Raw genomic sequence first — 16,187 nt, forward strand, 5'->3', positions numbered from 1 at the left:
AACTTCGTGTCGCAGCGGCAACTATGGCGGAAAATCGTTCAAATTCGCTGCTTTAGATTGGCGAATTTATCAAGGAGTGTGTGTTAGATCACTCACCTGTCGTTAAAAAGATGAAAAACCGCGTGATGACAGGGCAGGCAAGGGGCATCAAAGGGGTTTGATCTCATGACTAAAATCGTTCTCATGGCAGCTGCTTTTGCGGCGATGCTGTTCGGCACGTCCATCGAAAGCAGGGCTGCCTCGCTGGTGGCCAGCATCGACGTCTCGTCGCAGACCATGACCGTCAGCCAATACGGCCAGGTGCTTTATCGCTGGAGCGTGTCGACCGCCCGCAGTGGCTATTTCACGCCGCGCGGCACCTATCGGCCGCAACGCACGGCGCGGATGTGGTATTCGAAGAAATACCACATGTCGCCAATGCCTTACTCGGTGTTCTTCCATGGCGGCTACGCCATCCACGGCACCGGCGCGGTCAGGCAGCTAGGGCGTCCGGCATCGCATGGCTGCGTGCGGCTGCACACCGCCAATGCCGCGATGTTCTATGCGATGGTGCGCGAAGTCGGCTTCGGCAATACGCGGATCGTTGTGACGAACTGAGGCTTTCGACGACTTAAGATTGACGCTGCCCCTGGCCGGTGGCGTTGGCCTGTCCGCGCCGGCGGCGACGCCGGCCTGAGATTTCCCACCTTTTGTGGAACCACATCCACTGTCCCGGATCTTCGCGCACCCAGCGCTCGACCACGTCGGCGAGCAGTTGGGTGGTGGCCGCGACATCGACGCTGCCGCTTTCATTGCGCGGCAAGGTCAGCTTGTCCTCGATCTCGAGGCGGAAGCGGTTGCCTGGCAGCCGCACACATCGCGCCGGATAGACGTCGCAATCATAGTGACGGGCGAGCATGCCCAGAACCGGATTGCTCTGGCATGGGCGATTAAAGAAGATCGTCTCCAGTCCGCTGGAGAATTTCTGGTCGACCAAAACGCCGATATTGCCGCCTTTCTCCAGAATCGACGCCAACGCGAAGGAGGCGCCGGTCGAAGACGGCAGCAAGGCGCCCATGCTCGAACGCCGCGTCGAATGGATATAATCGGCGAGGTAAGGATTGTTCGGCGGACGAAACAGCGCCGTGATCTTCATGCCGAACGTCGCGGCAGCCACCGGCAGCAATTCAAAATTGCCGAGATGGCCGGTGAACAGGATATGCGGTTTGTCCTCGCCAGCTATCTGATGGAAATGGTCGGCGCCACCGACTTCGACGCGGCCGGGCGTCGCTGCGTTCGGATCATAGTCGAAGAGCGCATCGAGAAAGATGTATTCGGCGGCGAGCCGGGCCATGTTGCCCCACATGTCGGAGGCGATGGCCTCGATCTCGGCATCGCTCTTTTCGGGATAGGCAAGGCGCAGATTGTTGACGGCGACGCGGTGGCGCCCGACACGGGGGCCGATGCGGCGGGCCGCGCGGTCGGCGAAATTGAGCGCCTTGTCGGCGGGCAAGAGGCGCAGCAGCGAGATGATCGTCATCGCCGCGCGCGCCACCAGCCAGTGCTCCATCTGGCGCAGTCTTCGGCCATAGCGGAACATGAAGTCCCGGCGGGCTTTCTTGAACACCTTGCCGGCCATTGTCCTAGGAAACGCGCAGGATGATCTTGCCGAACACGTCGCGGCCTTCCATGCGCTTCAACGCGGCGTCGATGCCGTCGAAGCCGACCTCGGTGTCGATGACAGGTGCTACCTGTCCCGCCGCCATCTTCTGCATGGCGTTGGCCATGTTCTCCATGCGGCAGCCGAAGGACCCGAGCAGCTTCAGCTGCTGCTGGAACAGCTGCATCAGATTGATCTGCGTCGACACGCCGGAGGTCGAGCCGCAGGTGACCAGGCGGCCGCCGCGCTTGAGGCACAGCATCGAGGCGGCAAAGGTGTCGGCGCCGACATGCTCGAAGACGACGTCGACGCCCTTCTTCCTGGTGAGCTTGCGCACGACGCCTTCGAAACGGTCGTCGCGGTAGTTGATGACATGGTCGGCGCCGAGCGCCTTGGCCTTGTCGATCTTGTCGTTGGAGCCGACCGTGGTGATGATGGTGCAACCCATGCGCCTGGCCAGCTGGATCGCCGCCGAGCCGATGCCGGAGCCGCCGGCATGGATGAGGATGGTTTCGCCGGGCTGCAGCTTGGCATTGTCGAACAGCATGTGCTCGACGGTGCCGAAGGTGACGGGGGCGACAGCCGCGCCGACATCGGTCACGCCGGGAGGAGCAGGGACCAGCAGGCGCGCCGGCAGGTTGATCTTCTCCTGCGCAAAGCCGTCGAGATGGAAGCCGTGGACGCCCGAGACATGTTCGCAGAGATTGTCACGGCCTTCGCGGCAGGCGCGGCAAAGGCCGCAGGTGCGAGCGCCGTAGATCGATACCAATTGTCCGGGCAGCAGGCTGGACACGCCGGGGCCGACAGCCTCGACCTCGCCGGAGGCTTCGGCGCCGACGACCAGCGGCAGCTTGCGCTTGGCGAACGCCATGCCGCGCCAGCCCCAGACGTCGATATGGTTCAGCGCCACCGCCTTGATGCGCAGCGTGACTTCGCCCAATGTGGGGGGCGGCGGGGGCGGCAGGTCCACCGTTTCAAGACGGCGGTCCTCGATAAGTTGCAGTGCGCGCATGGAGCCTGTCAGTTCAGTCTGGCTGAAAAAGGTCGCTTAGACCGGTTCCCGCGCCATGACAAGGCAAGTGTTCTGGCCGCCGAAGCCGAACGAGTTCGAGAGCACGGTGCCGACTTCGGCATTGCGCTTCTTGTTGGGCACCACGTCGAGCACGATTGCCGGGTCGGGATTGTCGTAGTTGATGGTCGGCGGAATCACGCTTTCGCGCATGGTCATCAGCGAAAACGCCGCTTCGACAGCACCCGCCGCCGACAGCGTGTGGCCGATCATCGACTTGTTCGACGAGACCGGCATCGAGCCGATGCGATCGCCGAACACGGTCGACAGCGACAGATGCTCCATCTTGTCGTTTTCCGGTGTCGAGGTGCCGTGAGCGTTGACGTAGTCGATCTCGTCCTTGCTCAAGCCGGCATCGGCAAGGGCGGCGCGGACTGCTGCGATCGCCGGCGAACCGTCGGGCTTGGAACGGGTGCGATGGAAATCGTCGGCCTTTTCACCGCAGCCGCGCAGGATGCCGAGAACGCTGGCGCCCCGAGCAAGGGCTGCCTCAAGCGATTCCAGCACCAGAGCGCCGGAGCCTTCGGCCAGCACAAAGCCGTCGCGGTCCTTGGAGAAGGGTTTTGACGCCTTTTCAGGGATGTCATTGTGGGTCGACAGCGCCGAGAGCAACGAAAAGCGGATCAGCGCCTCGGCGGTTGCCGAACCGTCGGCGCCGATGGACAGCGCCCGGTCGCATTCGCCGCGGCGGATCGCTTCGACGCCGAGCTGGATGGCGGTGGCGCCCGAAGCGCAGGCCGTCGACAGCGTGATCGGCAGGCCGCGCGTGCCAAAGCGGTCGGCCAGCCGGTCGGCGATCGCGCCGAACTGCGTGCTTGCGAACGTATCCGTTTCCTTCAGCCGGCGCGCCACCCTGAGCAGCCTTTCGGCGCCGGCGCCTTTGGCGTCGGAATTGTAGAGCGCGAAGCGATCCTGCCAGTCGAGTTCGACCGGCGGCGAGGCGAGGAACAGAGGCCCGCCAAAATCAGAGGAATCGAGGCCGGATTCGGCCGCCGCCTCATTCGCGGCGGTTTCGGCCAGCTCGTAGGTCAGCAGGCTGGCGCCTTTCGAGCTTGAGTCGAGGAAATCGACCATACCGGAGATGCGGGTGTTGAGGTGGTCGACGGGAAAGCGGGTGATCGGGTGGATGCCCGATTTGCCGGAGGTCAGTGCCGCCCAATTGTCTGCCTTGCCGACGCCGAGCGAGGTTACCACGCCGATGCCGGTGACGGCGACGATCGGCCTGCCCATGTGATCTCTGAGATTGGCCATCCGGAACCTCTTAACTTTGCAGCATGATCGCGCAGCGCTGCTTCAAGCAGCGTTGACCAGCGCCATGCCCTCGAATTGGTGATAGCCGATCGCCGTTGCGAGCACGGTTTCGGGAATGCCTTCGAACGGCTTCTCGGCCGCGGCGTCGAATACGGGGTAGGCGGCCTTGCGGTCGACGGCCAGGGCGGCGAGGGCGACCGCGAATGGAAACTGCGCTTCCTTCATATGCCCGGTCAGCGTGGCGAAGCCGCGCGCCGATATCGCCGGATTGGCATCCAGCGCTGACTTTTCGGCTGACGTCGCGGTATGCGCCCCGGAGGCGCCCGACAGGGCCAGCAACTTGCCGTTCGGGAGAGCCGCCTGTTTGAGCAATGCCGCGATCTCGGCGTCAAGCTCGCCGCGCGAGCGCCGGGCGCGGCCTGAGACGACCGGTCCGAGCTCGGCATAGATTTTCCGCCCACGGCTTTGCGCGTGTTCGCGCTGCTCCAGCACCAGGAAGGCGCCACCGGAGCCGGAGACCAGGCCACCGCCCTCGGCGCCCTGTCTCTGCCAGACCGGCTTCCATGGGCCGCGATGCAGATAGCCGGCCAATTCATAGCCGAGCAGCATGTCGGAATGTTCGGTCTGGAAGGCGCCACCTACCAGTATGTGGGTCGACTGTCCGGAGCGGATGCGCGCCGCGGCGGTCTCGACGGCGGCGACGCCGGCACCTTCCTCGCCCATGAAGGTCCTCGACGATCCCGTCACCTTGTGGACGATGGAGATGTTGCCGGCGAGCAGATTGGAGAGCTGGGCCAGGAAAAGCGTCGGCCGCAATTCGGTGGTCAGCTTCTCGTTGAGCAGCACGTCGCGGTCGTTGCGGCTCTCGGACGCGGCGAGGATGGCGGCATCGACCGCCTCGTCTCGCTCGCCGCCGCCGGCAGCGACAACCATGTCCATGGTCGTGCAGAGCTCGTCATTGCCCTTGATGCCGGCGTCGTCCAGCGCCATGCCGGCGGCATAGGTGCCCAGCCTCTGCCATGTTTCCATCTGCCGCTGGTCGCCGCGCTTGGCGATCTGCAGGTTCCAGTCGATCTCCGGCAGGGGATGCACGGTGTAGGGCGCAAAGCGCGCGGCTTCGAGCACCGGCTCCAGGCCCGGCTGCGCCAGCTTCTGCCAGTGGGTATCCGGACCCTCTCCCAGCGAGGAGACAAGGCCGATACCGGTGATGACGACGTCGCGAGGGCTGCTCATGAGCGGCTTTGTGGGTCAGGCGGCGCAGCCCGTCAAGGCCGCGCGCTTGCCGATATCAGGCGGTCTTGGCGGCGACCAGCGCGTCGATCTTGGCGCACAGGTTCTTCATGACGAAGTAATCGTCGGTCGAAGCCTTGCCGTCATTGACTTCCTGGGTCCACTTTTCCAGCGGCACCTTGATGCCGAATTCCTTGTCGATGGCAAAGACGATATCGAGGAAATCGAGGCTGTCGATGCCGAGATCGTCGATCGTGTGGCTCTCGGGGGTGATGGTGTCGATATCGATCTCGCTGGTGTCGGCAATGATCTTGGCGACTTTGTCGAACGTGGTGGACAAGGGCTCTTCCTTCGGTTGCGGGCGGAATCTGTCCGCATCTGGTTTGGGCGCTGTCTAATCGGTTTTTCCCGGCAGGAAAAGGCCTGATGCGCCGGGCGCAGATGGGATGGCCTTCCCATAAAGACAAGAAGGGCCGCCCGACAAGCCGGCGGCCCTCCCAGTTGACGTTACGTCAGCTCAGTTTTCACGGAGCTTGACCACTGGCTTTCTCAGAACGTGACGCGGCCGAGCACGCGCAAGCCATCGCCCTGCGGCTCGACCACCACCGCTTCGCCCTCGCGCGGCGAGACGCCGGTCAGCGCGACGATGTTTTCGAGATGCGTGACCATGACCAGATTGTCGGAACCGGTGTAGGCGCGGATTTCCTTCATCACCGCGTCGAGCTGCGCGGCCTTCTCGGTCGGATCGCTCCTCAGGAGGTCGAGCGGCGCAAAAAGCTCCGGCTCCGCCTCGAAGGCGATGCGGGCGGTGTCAAGGCAGCGGCAGTAGCGGCTGGACAGCACCCGCTCGATGGGGGCGGCACGGGCGCCGAACAAGGCGCCGATCTTGCTCGCCTGCTGCTTGCCGCGCGCCGATAGGTTGACCTGGGTGGCGCAGTTGTCGATGACGAAATTGGCGGGGTCGGTGGTGCCGGTGACCAGTGCGTGGCGAAGCAGCACGACATGGCCGCCGTCACGCAGCAGCGCCCAGCCGGCGTCGGTCGCGTGGGCGACGGCGGGAACAGCAAGCAGGAACAGCGACAGCACAAATCGAATCATCGAAACCTTTCCGGGAGCCGGATGCCGCTCCGGTCATTCTGATATAGGGATCGGAAAGCCGGCACAAAGACAAGCGAAAGGCGAACCCTCGGTTCGCTTCACATTTTCGCCATTTGCTTCTTCGCCAGCTCGATCTTCTGATCGGTGAGCGGGATAGGGATTGTGTAGCCGGCTTCGGTGAAGCCCTGCTTGGCGTTCTCGAAGAATTCGATCGCCTTGAGATATTCCGGCTTGCCCGCGCCATAGCTGGCGCGGTTCCAGTGGACGTCGCCGATATTGTTCTGCTCGAAGGCCCACTGCAGCGGCTGACTTTCGCGCGTAAACACCTTCAGCGCCGCCGTGAACGCCGCTTCGGCGTCGTTGAGATATTTGTCGGTCCGCTGGAGATTGCCGAGATTGAGCAGGCTCATACCGATGCCATTTTGAGCGTTGGCCCAGTCGACCGGCGCGGCCTCGATGGTGAGTATTTCGAGCGCTGCCCGCCGCGCCGCAATCGAATCCTGCAGCGTCTTGGCATCGCCATTGCTCATGCTCAACCAGTGCAGCGTCGAGCCCAGGCCGGCCTGGGCCATTGCCCATTGCCGCGGGTTGGTCTCGCGCTTGTACTCGCGCAACGCATTGCCGTAGGCGTCGACCGCCTCGCTGTAATGCTCGGGCTTGTCGGTGACGCCGCCGAGAAGCTGCAGCGTGTTGCCGAGATTGTAGTAGCTCATCGCCCAGTCCTGCGGGAACTTCCGCCTGACATAGACCTGCCGTGCCGCCTGGAAGGCTGCCGCCGACTGTGCCAGCTTGGCCGCATCACGCGTGCGCTGGCCCAGCGTCTGATAGATCGAGCCGAGATTGTTCTGGGCTGACGCCCAGTCCATCGGGAAGCGCTTGCGGGTAAACACCGTCAGAGCGTCGTCATAGGCAGCAGCAGCTTCTTCGAGCGTAGCCGTGCCCATATCGAAGCGGGCGATACCGCTCAGCGCATTGCCCAGGTTGAGGCGGCTGGTCGCCCAGGACACCGGGAAAGTTTCGCGGGTTCGCACTTCCAGCGCGGCGCGAAACGCGTCGGCCGCCTCGTTGATCTTCGCCTTGTCGTTGAGCTGGATGCCAAGCGTTACAAGCGTGTTGCCGAGATTGTTCTCGACCATCGCCCATTCCACGGGTGCTTTCTCGCGTGTGTATTCCTCAAGCGCCAGCCGGTAGGCTGCTTCCGCCTGGGTGAGATGCTCGCCGGCAGGCTCACGCTCGGAGAGTGCATAGAGCGCGAGGCCTAGATTGTTCTGCGAACCGGCCCAGTCCAACGGCAGCTTGTCGCGCGGACGCTTCTCAAGGGTGGCGCGCGTCGCCGCCACCGCTTCATTGAGACGCTGCGGGTCGCTCTCGCGTTCGCCGATCTTCAGAAGCACGTTGGCCAGGTTGTTCTGCGCCGCGGCCCAGTTGCGGTCGTCCTTCTCGCGCTCGAACACCACCAGCGAATCGCGGAAAATCACCGCTGCTTCTTCGAGATGCGCAGTCTCGGTTTCGCGCTCTCCAATGGTCTGCAGCACCACCGCCATGTTGTTGCGGGTGATTGCCCAGTCGCGATTCTGTTCGCCGTTGGGGATGAAGTTCAAGATGGTGCGATAGGCCTCGATGGAGTGCTGCAGCGCATCGAGGTCGCCGGTGGCGTAGCCATGAGCGTTCAACGCCTCGGCCTCCTGGTTCTTGTAGTTCCAGCGCAGCTTTTCGTCCCACTTCTCGACCAGCGAATACGCCTTGGCATAGTCGTTGGCGGCGGATTTGTAGTCGAAGACCAGCGCGGCGGCGTCGGCGCGTTTGGCATAGATGGCGGCGTCGGCGATGCGCTTTTGCCGGAGCAGGTCCTCGGCCTCGTCGACCGCACCGCTGTTTTCCTCGATCCGGCCGACCGCGTCGTCGAGGAATTTGCGCGCCGTCACCATGGCGCCCTGGCCTATGGCCTTGTCGGCGGATGCGACCAGGCGACTGATCTCGGGATCGTCGGTGCGTAATGCGGCGCGCTCGGCCATCATCTTCTTCAGACGCTCGGCCTGGCTGTCCAGCACCTTCTGCAGGTCGTTGGGATCCTCAGGGATCTTTTCCGTGCCGAGCGCCTTGAGCACGCCGTAGAGCGCGTCAAGGGGCACGCCGTCCTGGAGAGAAGCCAACTCCACCTGAGCCCGTTTGGGATCGGGCAGGTCGGAAATGGTCAGCAGCAATTGCCGCCTCTCGCCGGTGATCAGCCCGTCGTCGCCGGTCGGTTCCGGCGGCGCGACGCCGAAATAGAGCAGGCGACGCAGGCTCTCGCTGACCCAGGGGCGCTGCTTTGCCTTGGTGTCGAGATAGACTTCCTCGGTGACCATGCGCATGACCGAGCCGAACTCGGTGCCTTTCATCGCCGTGAGGTGGCGCAGCAGGGCGGCGGCGTAGGGGCTGTTTTCGCCGGCGGCGCCATCGAGCGCCGGTCGGCCCGGCTCGGCGGCGAAGCCGACCACGGTTCCCAGGCTGGCATCATCCACTGAGGCACTGGCAAGCGCCTTGGCGCCGCGCACCGGTTCCAGCCCGCCGGCGCCGACAGGCTCGGCGGAAGCCGTCGGCCCGCGTCGCACGACCGCGTCCGGCGGAAACGGGTTGGTGCGGCAGGCGTCAAGCAGCACGATCGTCACCGGCACGGTCTTTTTCAGCTCGTCCATGACGGCTGAAATCGGCACCAGCGCCTCACCGGCATTTTTCAGCGACGAGACGTCGGCGTCGACCGGCACCAGATAGTTCTCGCCGCCCGACTCGATGCCGTGACCGGAATAATAGATGAAGGCGACGTCGGCGCCGTCGGCATCCTCGACAAACCGATCGAGATCGCGCTTCAGCTTGGCGGCATCGCGATCGGTGACGTTGCGGGCGTCGAAGCCGAGGTCGGTCAGCATCTTGGCCATGTCGCGGGCGTCGTTGGCCGGGTTGGCAAGGGCTGCGATGTGTTCGTATTTCGACTGGCCGATGATCAGCGCCACGCCCTTGAGACTTTTGGTCTCGGCGGCCTGGGCCTCAGATACGCCAAGGCAAAGCAGTATAGCGACGAAACCCGCCAGCCACCCCTGTCTGACCAGCCACACTTGTCTGACCGGCCACCCCTGTCTGAAATGACGCTGTTTCGGCGTCGCAACCATTCGCTGTGTGTCCGCCCTGATGATACCAAGCCTGTATAGCGCTGCCACCCGACCATTATCAAATTCAGGCGCCGGGCGGATCGAGGATCAGTTTCTGAAGATCATGGCGATTGCGCTGGAATCCGGGCTCGCCTATCCCTGAAAAATGTCTCCGCTCACCGAAACCGTTCTTTTCGTCTTCAGCCTCGTCGCGCTCGGCTATGTCACCGGGCTCACCGGCTATCTGAAACCGGCCAGCGGGGACGGCATCTCCGAATTCGCCATCAACGTCGCGATGCCGCTGCTGCTGTTTCGGACGATGGTGAATTCGGATTTCCACGGCGTGGCGCCCTGGTCGCTGTGGGGTGCTTATTTCGCGGCGGTTGCAATGACATGGGCCGCCGGCCATCTGGTGACGACACGGATCTTCGGGCGGGACGCGCGCACCGGCATCGTCGGTGGAGTGTCGTCATCCTTCTCGAATGTGGTGTTGCTGGGCATTCCCTTCGTTCTCGGCGTATTCGGGTCCAGCGGATTCGAAGTGCTGTCGCTGCTCGTTTCCGTGCATCTGCCGACCATGATGATGGCTTCGATCATCATGTTCGAGATATTTGGCCGCGGCGTCAGCGAGCCCGTACACCCGCTGCGCATCATCCAGAGCTTTCTGAGAAGACTGTTCACCAATCCGTTGATCATCGGCATCCTGGCCGGGCTGGCATGGCGCCTCACCGGCGCGCCGCTGCCGAACCTTGCCATGCGATTGGCCGATGCGCTGGCTAACACCGCCGGGCCGGTGGCGCTGTTCGCCATGGGGCTCAGCCTGCGCCGTTTCGGCATTTCCGGTAACATCCGACCGGCGCTGGCGCTGTCGACGCTGAAACTGTTCCTGATGCCGGCGCTGGTGCTCGGCCTGGTCTGGCTGTTTGGCCTGCCGCCCTTGACGGCCAAAGTGGCGGTCGTGGTGGCGGCGCTGCCGTCCGGCATCAATTCCTATCTCATCGCCGTGCAGTTCAACACCGGCCAGGCGTTGGCGTCGAACCAGATGACCATCGCCACGGCAAGCGCGGTTGTTACAACCGCCTTTTGGCTGACGGTGGTGGTGCATGTCTTTGGGTAGGCTTGGTCTTCTGTAAGGCTGGTCTTTGGCAAGGCTGGTCTTTGACAAGGCTGCGGCCCAAACTAATTTACATGTGAATTTTCTCTGGCGTTGGGCTGGCCCAAAGCCTATATGCCATCTTGCAATTGCTTGCCGGGCTTGCCCTAGGTAAAGAGCAGTGGCTTCAGCGTGTCGGCTCCGCCGCCATTGTGCACGCTCGTTCAAGAGATCCAGGAAACCGGCCCGTCAGTGCGCCGAACGGAGGCTAGACCATGCTGCAGAAAACCAGCCATTTCATGCGCCAGGCCAATCTCATCAACGGCGAATGGGTGCAGGCCGACAGCGGCCAGACGGTCGACGTCAACAACCCGGCCACCGGTCTCAAGATCGGCACCGTGCCGAAGTCGGGCAAGGCGGAAACCCGCCGCGCCATCGAAGCCGCAAGCGAAGCCTTCAAGACCTGGCGCAAGACGACCGCGCTTGAGCGCTCGAAGCTGTTGCGCAAGCTGCATGACGCGATGATGGACAATCAGGATGTGCTGGCCGAACTGCTCACCATCGAGCAGGGCAAGTCGCTCGCCGAATCCAAGGGCGAGATCGGTTCGGCTGCCGCCTACATCATGTGGTTTGCCGAGGAAGGCCGCCGCACCTATGGCGATGTCGTGCCATCACCATGGGGCGATCGCCGCATCCTGGTGACCAAGGAGCCGGTCGGCGTCATTGCCGCCATCACGCCGTGGAATTTCCCCTCCTCGATGCTTGCCCGCAAGCTTGGCCCCGCGCTTGCCGCCGGCTGCACCGCCGTGGTCAAGCCGGCCTCGCAGACGCCGTATTCCGGCCTTGCATGGGGCGCGCTCGCCGAGGAGGTCGGCTTCCCAAAGGGCGTCATCAACATCCTGACGGGTGCTGCCGGCGAAATCGGCGACGAGATCTGCGCCAATCCGCTGGTGTCGAAGATCACCTTCACCGGCTCGACCGAGATCGGCAAGCTGCTGATCCAGAAGTCGTCCGTCACCGTCAAGAAGGTCTCGATGGAACTCGGCGGCAATGCGCCGTTCCTGGTCTTCGACGATGCCGACCTCGATCGCGCCGTCGCCGGCGCCATCACCGCCAAATACCGCAATTCCGGCCAGACCTGCGTGTGCACCAACCGCTTCCTGGTGCAGGCCGGCATCTACGACAAGTTTGTCGAGAAGCTGGCTACCGCGAGCAATGCGCTGAAAGTTGGCTCGGGCCTGGAAGAGGGCGTGCAGCAGGGACCGCTTATCGACGCGAAGGCGGTCGAGAAGGTCGAGGAATTCATCGCCGACGCCACGTCGAAGGGTGGCAAGGTCGTTGCCGGCGGCAAGCGCCACGCGCTTGGCGGCTCATTCTTCCAGCCGACCGTCATCGCCGATGCGAAGCCTGACATGCGCTTCATGAAGGAAGAGATTTTTGGCCCGATCGCCCCGGTATTCAAGTTCGAGACCGAAGAGGAAGCCATTGCGCTTGCCAACGACACCGAGTTCGGCCTTGCCGCCTATTTCTACACCGGCGACCTCGGCCGCGCCTTCCGGGTCATGGAAGGCCTGAAATACGGCATGGTCGGCGTCAATGAAGGCCTGATCACCACGCCGGAAGCGCCGTTCGGCGGCGTCAAGGAATCGGGCCTCGGCAAGGAAGGCGGACACCAGGGCATCGAGGATTACCTCGACACCAAATATGTCTGCATCGGGGGTCTCGGCCTCTAAATCATTGACGGGCAGGGCAGGCCCGGGCCGGCCCTTGCCAGACGACATTCAGCCGGACTGGAGCGGTTCAGCGTTTCACGGAAACGCCGAACCGCTCCAGTTCTTTGTTTTTTGCAATTCCGGACGGAAAACCGTTTCACACTTTTCCTGGAATTGCTCTAAGTCGATAGATCGACGAATTAGCATTTGGACATAGCGATGAAGGACGGCGAAGTCTTCGGCACGACGCAGGCAGGCGAATCCGTTCGCCGTTTCACCATCCGGGGCGGCGGCGTCAGCGCCAACATCATCGGGCTCGGCGCAATCATCCAGGATCTGCGGCTCGCCGGCCACGACGCGCCGCTGGTGCTGGGCTACGATCGCTTCGAGCCTTACGAGACCGACCGGGCCTTCTTCGGCGCGGTCGTCGGCCGCTATGCCAACCGCATCCGCGACGGCCGATTCACCATTGCCGGCCAGCGCTACCAGACCGAGCGCAATTTCCTCGGCAAGCACACGCTGCATGGCGGCTCGGAGGGCTTCTTCCATCGGCCGTGGACGGTTTCGCTGCACGGCCGGGATTTTGTCACCCTGACCCTGCACGATCCCGAGGGCACGATGGGCTTTCCCGGCGCGCTCGACGTCACCTGCACCTACCGGCTGAAGATTCCCGGCACGCTCTCGATGGAACTGACCGCCACTTGCGAGGAGCCGACGCTGTGCAATCTGGCGCAGCATTCCTATTTCAATCTCGACGATGGCGGCGCCGGTGACATTCTCGACCACCGGCTGATGCTGAATGCCGGCGCCTATACGCCGGTCGATGGCGAGATGATCCCGACCGGCGTGGTCAAACCGGTCGACGGCACGCCCTTCGACTTCCGCCAGGCGCGGCCGCTGCGCATGGAAACGGAAGGCGAGCAGCTTCCTTACGACGTCAATTTCTGCCTGGCGTCAGCCCGGGGCCCGCTTCACCAGGTGGCGTGGGCGCAAGGCGCCAATTCCGGCGTCGAGATGGAGGTCTGGACCACAGAGCCTGGCCTGCAGCTCTACACCGGCCAGTATGTCGCGCCAACCTCAGGCGGCCTGGACGGACGGCGCTACAAGGCGTTTTCCGGCTTTTGCCTGGAAGCGCAGACATGGCCCGACGCGCCGAACCGGCCCTATTTCCCACAGGCCACGCTGTGGCCGGGCCAGATCTATCATCAGGTGACGGAATATCGTTTCAGGCTTCCCTAAGGTCTTAGCCCTCGAAAGCGGTTCTTAGAACCTCGAACGGCGCCAGCGCGCCTCGCACCTGCACGACAGCGGCGGCGACGCGATGCGCGCGCTGCACGGCATCCGCCGGGGCATGGCCGGCAAGCCGGGCGGCGAGATAGCCGCCATTGAAGGAATCGCCGGCGCCGGTGGTGTCGACCGGGGTGGCGACATGCTGGGCCGGAACCGGCTGCAGGGCTCCGCCAGTGGCGATCAGCGCGGGTTCCTCGCCATTCTTGACGACGACTTCGCCGACCAGTTTTCCGAACCGCTCGGCGGTCGCTTCCGGTGCCGAATCGCCAAACAGCATCTGCTCGTCGGGAAAGGTCGGCAGCGCGATGTCGGCGACGGCAAGCGCGTCGAGGATCGCGGCTTGCGCCTCCTCGCGGCTCTGCCACAGGCGCGGCCGGTAGTTGGGGTCGAAGGCGACGAGCGAACCGGCAGCCCGCGCCTTGGCCACTTCTGCCAGCAACGTCTTGCGCGCGGCGGCATCCAGAATTGCCAAGGTGATTCCGGAAAAATACACAAGAGCCTGGTTTTCAAGGCTTTTTGCCAAGGCGGCCGGGTCCGAGGCAAGCCGCCTGGCCGCCGCGTCGCTGCGCCAATAGGTGAAGGCGCGTTCGGCGCCGGTCAAGGTGATGGCGTAGAGGCCGGGCCGCGCGCCTGGGATGACCGGGCTGGCGCCGATGTCGATGCCGTTTTCGGCGAAGAACGAAATCTGGCCCTGCGAGAAGGGATCGTCGCCGAAGGCCGAGACATAGGTCGCCGGCCGCTCGCCGCTCAGCGCATGCAGCGCCCACAACGTGTTGAACGTGTCGCCGGCAAAGCCCATGCGCCAGTTCGGCCCGGCCTGGCCGGACAGCTCGAGCATGCATTCACCGATCGAAGCGACGCCGTCTGCTGCCATGTATCTGTCTCCGGACCAGTTCGCTGCTGTAGCTTTTTGCGGCCGGCAGCGCCATGCTTGGCGGCGGCGGTTTTTTGCGCCAGAAGCGTTTTCCCACAGAAGCGGCGGGACGCGAATTGCTTCCCGAGACGTTATGTCCAGAAGAGGAACCGGTTTGGCATCGATATGGCGTTATCTTCTTGCGGGCGTTGGTCTGGCCGCCTTGCTGGCTGGCATATTGGCGATCGTCTATCTGACCGCGCCGCAGTCGGCGCCGAGCCCCGATGTTTCGCGCTCGAAGAAGACGGCGAACGGCTTGTTTGTCGCCAGCATTCAGCCGGAACGCGGCGTTATCCGGCAAGGCGAACTGCAATCCTGGTTGCTGACCCTGAAGACGGTCAAGGGCGATTCCGTGGAAGGTGCGGCGATCTCGGTGTCCGGCGGCATGCCGCAGCACAATCACGGCTTGCCGACCAGTCCGCAGGCGACCGATTATCTTGGCGAGGGGCGTTACCGCATCGAGGGGCTGAAATTCACCATGAGCGGCGTGTGGCAGTTGCGCTTCGCCATTTCGGCGGCGGCCGGTTCCGACACGGTCGTCTTCAACGTGGTGCTGTGAGCGGATGAACGGCCTGTTGCGCCTTCTGGCATTGGCGGCGGTCGTGCTCGTTGCCGGCTGCGGCAAACCGGATTTTTCCGATGCCGAGAAGAAGACCATCGCTTCGCTGGCGCTGAACACCTTGCCGGCGCTCAAACCCGACACCACCAACCGCTTCGCCGACGTGCCGGCCGCCGCCGCCCTGGGCTCCACTCTGTTCTTCGACCAGGGGATGAGCCGTGACGGGAACGTATCCTGCTCGACCTGCCACAAGATCGACCGGCAGTTCCAGGATGACCTGCCGCAATCCGTCGGCGTCGGCCGAACCAACAGGCGCTCGATGCCGCTGGCCGGCATTGCCCGCAATCCGTGGTTCTTCTGGGATGGGCGGCGCGACAGCCTGTGGGCGCAGGCGCTGACGCCGCTGGAAAATCCGCTCGAGCAGGCGGGAAACCGCGCCGCCTTCGCCCATTACATCCAGAAGCGCTTTGGTGCGCGCTACGAGCGCATCTTCGGGCCACTGCCGGATCTTTCCGCCGTGCCGGCCCACGCCAGCCCGCTTGGCAACGAGGCCGAGCAGGCGGCCTGGAAGGCGATGACCCCAACTCAGGCTGAGGGCGTCAACCGCGTCTTTTCCAATATCGGCAAGGCGATCGCCGCCTTCGAACGGTCGATCGAACCGGCACAGACGCGCTTTGACCGCTTTGCCATCGATCTTGCGTCAGGCGCCAAGCCGAAAGCCGACGATGCCTTTTCGCAGGAGGAGATGCTCGGGCTGAAACTGTTCATCGGCAAGGCCAATTGCGTCACCTGCCATAACGGCCCGCGCTTCACCGACAACGCTTTCCACAACACCGGCGTGCGGCCGGTCAGGGATTTGCCATTGGATCGCGGCCGTTTCGATGCGGTGGCCCAGGTTCAGGCCGACCCATTCAACTGCTTCGGCGCCTTCCGCGATGGCGACGCCGGCGCCTGCGGAGAACTGCGCTTCATCGTCAAGGCAGCACCCGAACTGATGCGTGCCTACAAGACGCCGTCGCTGCGGGGCGCGGCGACACGGCCGCCCTATATGCATGCCGGACAGTTCTCCACGCTGGAGGAGGTGGTGGCGCACTACGCGAAGGCGGAGGCGGCCGTTGAAGGCACCTCCGAAGTGCACCCGTTGCAACTGTCGGACCGCGAACGCGCGGCGCTGGTGGCATTTTTGAAGACGCTGTCGGAGTGAG

General features: G+C 63.7%; 14 protein-coding genes. 6 read left to right on the forward strand and 8 right to left on the reverse strand.

Going from position 1 to position 16,187, the window contains the following annotated elements:
* Positions 1-165: 165 nt before the first annotated feature.
* Positions 166-597 (forward strand): L,D-transpeptidase, encoded by a 432-nt coding sequence (locus NKJ75_RS09460; RefSeq protein WP_023681747.1) that lies wholly within the window; start codon positions 166-168, stop codon positions 595-597.
* A gap of 13 nt (positions 598-610) precedes the next feature.
* Here the strand turns inward: NKJ75_RS09460 and NKJ75_RS09465 are convergent, their stop codons facing one another.
* From NKJ75_RS09465 to NKJ75_RS09495, 7 genes are all read right to left on the reverse strand, one after another.
* Positions 611-1,618: a lipid A biosynthesis lauroyl acyltransferase gene (locus tag NKJ75_RS09465; RefSeq protein ID WP_031201841.1), complete on the reverse strand. Its 1,008-nt coding sequence runs from the start codon at positions 1,616-1,618 to the stop codon at positions 611-613.
* A 4-nt stretch (positions 1,619-1,622) separates the two neighbouring features.
* The gene (locus NKJ75_RS09470; RefSeq protein WP_352499589.1) at positions 1,623-2,651 is read right to left on the reverse strand and encodes a zinc-binding dehydrogenase; all 1,029 of its coding nucleotides are present in this window, start codon (positions 2,649-2,651) and stop codon (positions 1,623-1,625) included.
* Between the two features lie 36 nt (positions 2,652-2,687).
* On the reverse strand, positions 2,688-3,959 hold the full coding sequence (locus tag NKJ75_RS09475; RefSeq protein WP_352499590.1) for a beta-ketoacyl-ACP synthase: 1,272 nt from the start codon (positions 3,957-3,959) through the stop codon (positions 2,688-2,690).
* 42 nt (positions 3,960-4,001) lie between these two features.
* Positions 4,002-5,192, reverse strand: coding sequence for a beta-ketoacyl-ACP synthase (locus NKJ75_RS09480; protein WP_352499591.1), 1,191 nt, complete (start codon positions 5,190-5,192; stop codon positions 4,002-4,004).
* A gap of 55 nt (positions 5,193-5,247) precedes the next feature.
* Positions 5,248-5,529 carry an acyl carrier protein gene (locus NKJ75_RS09485; RefSeq protein WP_010909964.1) on the reverse strand — a complete coding sequence of 94 codons (282 nt, stop codon included), beginning with the start codon at positions 5,527-5,529 and terminating at the stop codon, positions 5,248-5,250.
* 209 nt (positions 5,530-5,738) lie between these two features.
* Entirely contained in the window at positions 5,739-6,287 is a 549-nt protein-coding gene (locus tag NKJ75_RS09490) for a histidine phosphatase family protein (protein WP_023670442.1), read from the reverse strand.
* 98 nt (positions 6,288-6,385) lie between these two features.
* Complete coding sequence (locus NKJ75_RS09495) at positions 6,386-9,382, reverse strand: caspase family protein (RefSeq protein WP_352499592.1); 2,997 nt, start codon at positions 9,380-9,382, stop codon at positions 6,386-6,388.
* Positions 9,383-9,581: 199 nt separating this feature from the next.
* Between NKJ75_RS09495 and NKJ75_RS09500 the strand changes: the two genes are divergently transcribed.
* The 3 genes from NKJ75_RS09500 to NKJ75_RS09510 all read left to right on the forward strand — a co-directional run bounded on the left by NKJ75_RS09500 (position 9,582) and on the right by NKJ75_RS09510 (position 13,459).
* The gene (locus NKJ75_RS09500) at positions 9,582-10,532 is read left to right on the forward strand and encodes an AEC family transporter (RefSeq protein ID WP_023833822.1); all 951 of its coding nucleotides are present in this window, start codon (positions 9,582-9,584) and stop codon (positions 10,530-10,532) included.
* A 251-nt stretch (positions 10,533-10,783) separates the two neighbouring features.
* On the forward strand, positions 10,784-12,241 hold the full coding sequence (locus NKJ75_RS09505) for an NAD-dependent succinate-semialdehyde dehydrogenase (protein WP_023741556.1): 1,458 nt from the start codon (positions 10,784-10,786) through the stop codon (positions 12,239-12,241).
* Between the two features lie 192 nt (positions 12,242-12,433).
* A complete protein-coding gene (locus NKJ75_RS09510; protein ID WP_352499666.1) occupies positions 12,434-13,459 on the forward strand; it encodes an aldose epimerase family protein in 1,026 nt (341 codons plus the stop codon).
* Positions 13,460-13,463: 4 nt separating this feature from the next.
* Here NKJ75_RS09510 and NKJ75_RS09515 read toward each other — a convergent pair whose 3' ends face one another.
* Positions 13,464-14,384 (reverse strand): sugar kinase, encoded by a 921-nt coding sequence (locus tag NKJ75_RS09515; protein ID WP_352499593.1) that lies wholly within the window; start codon positions 14,382-14,384, stop codon positions 13,464-13,466.
* Positions 14,385-14,538: 154 nt separating this feature from the next.
* On the opposite strand from NKJ75_RS09515, the gene NKJ75_RS09520 reads away from it, so the two are divergent.
* On the forward strand, positions 14,539-14,982 hold the full coding sequence (locus tag NKJ75_RS09520; protein WP_023751587.1) for a FixH family protein: 444 nt from the start codon (positions 14,539-14,541) through the stop codon (positions 14,980-14,982).
* A gap of 4 nt (positions 14,983-14,986) precedes the next feature.
* Complete coding sequence (locus tag NKJ75_RS09525; RefSeq protein WP_023744741.1) at positions 14,987-16,186, forward strand: cytochrome-c peroxidase; 1,200 nt, start codon at positions 14,987-14,989, stop codon at positions 16,184-16,186.
* Position 16,187 lies beyond the last annotated feature (1 nt).

The sequence above is a fragment of the Mesorhizobium sp. M0058 genome (genome assembly GCF_040323095.1).
Classification (GTDB): domain Bacteria; phylum Pseudomonadota; class Alphaproteobacteria; order Rhizobiales; family Rhizobiaceae; genus Mesorhizobium.

What these genes read in the sequence shown, in the direction of transcription:
- NKJ75_RS09460 (WP_023681747.1), top strand. Translation starts at nt 166, where the DNA reads ATGACTAAAATCGTTCTCATGGCAGCTGCTTTTGCGGCGATGCTGTTC.
- NKJ75_RS09465 (WP_031201841.1), bottom strand. Translation starts at nt 1,618, where the DNA reads ATGGCCGGCAAGGTGTTCAAGAAAGCCCGCCGGGACTTCATGTTCCGC.
- NKJ75_RS09470 (WP_352499589.1), bottom strand. Translation starts at nt 2,651, where the DNA reads ATGCGCGCACTGCAACTTATCGAGGACCGCCGTCTTGAAACGGTGGAC.
- NKJ75_RS09475 (WP_352499590.1), bottom strand. Translation starts at nt 3,959, where the DNA reads ATGGCCAATCTCAGAGATCACATGGGCAGGCCGATCGTCGCCGTCACC.
- NKJ75_RS09480 (WP_352499591.1), bottom strand. Translation starts at nt 5,192, where the DNA reads ATGAGCAGCCCTCGCGACGTCGTCATCACCGGTATCGGCCTTGTCTCC.
- NKJ75_RS09490 (WP_023670442.1), bottom strand. Translation starts at nt 6,287, where the DNA reads ATGATTCGATTTGTGCTGTCGCTGTTCCTGCTTGCTGTTCCCGCCGTC.
- NKJ75_RS09500 (WP_023833822.1), top strand. Translation starts at nt 9,582, where the DNA reads ATGTCTCCGCTCACCGAAACCGTTCTTTTCGTCTTCAGCCTCGTCGCG.
- NKJ75_RS09505 (WP_023741556.1), top strand. Translation starts at nt 10,784, where the DNA reads ATGCTGCAGAAAACCAGCCATTTCATGCGCCAGGCCAATCTCATCAAC.
- NKJ75_RS09515 (WP_352499593.1), bottom strand. Translation starts at nt 14,384, where the DNA reads ATGGCAGCAGACGGCGTCGCTTCGATCGGTGAATGCATGCTCGAGCTG.
- NKJ75_RS09525 (WP_023744741.1), top strand. Translation starts at nt 14,987, where the DNA reads ATGAACGGCCTGTTGCGCCTTCTGGCATTGGCGGCGGTCGTGCTCGTT.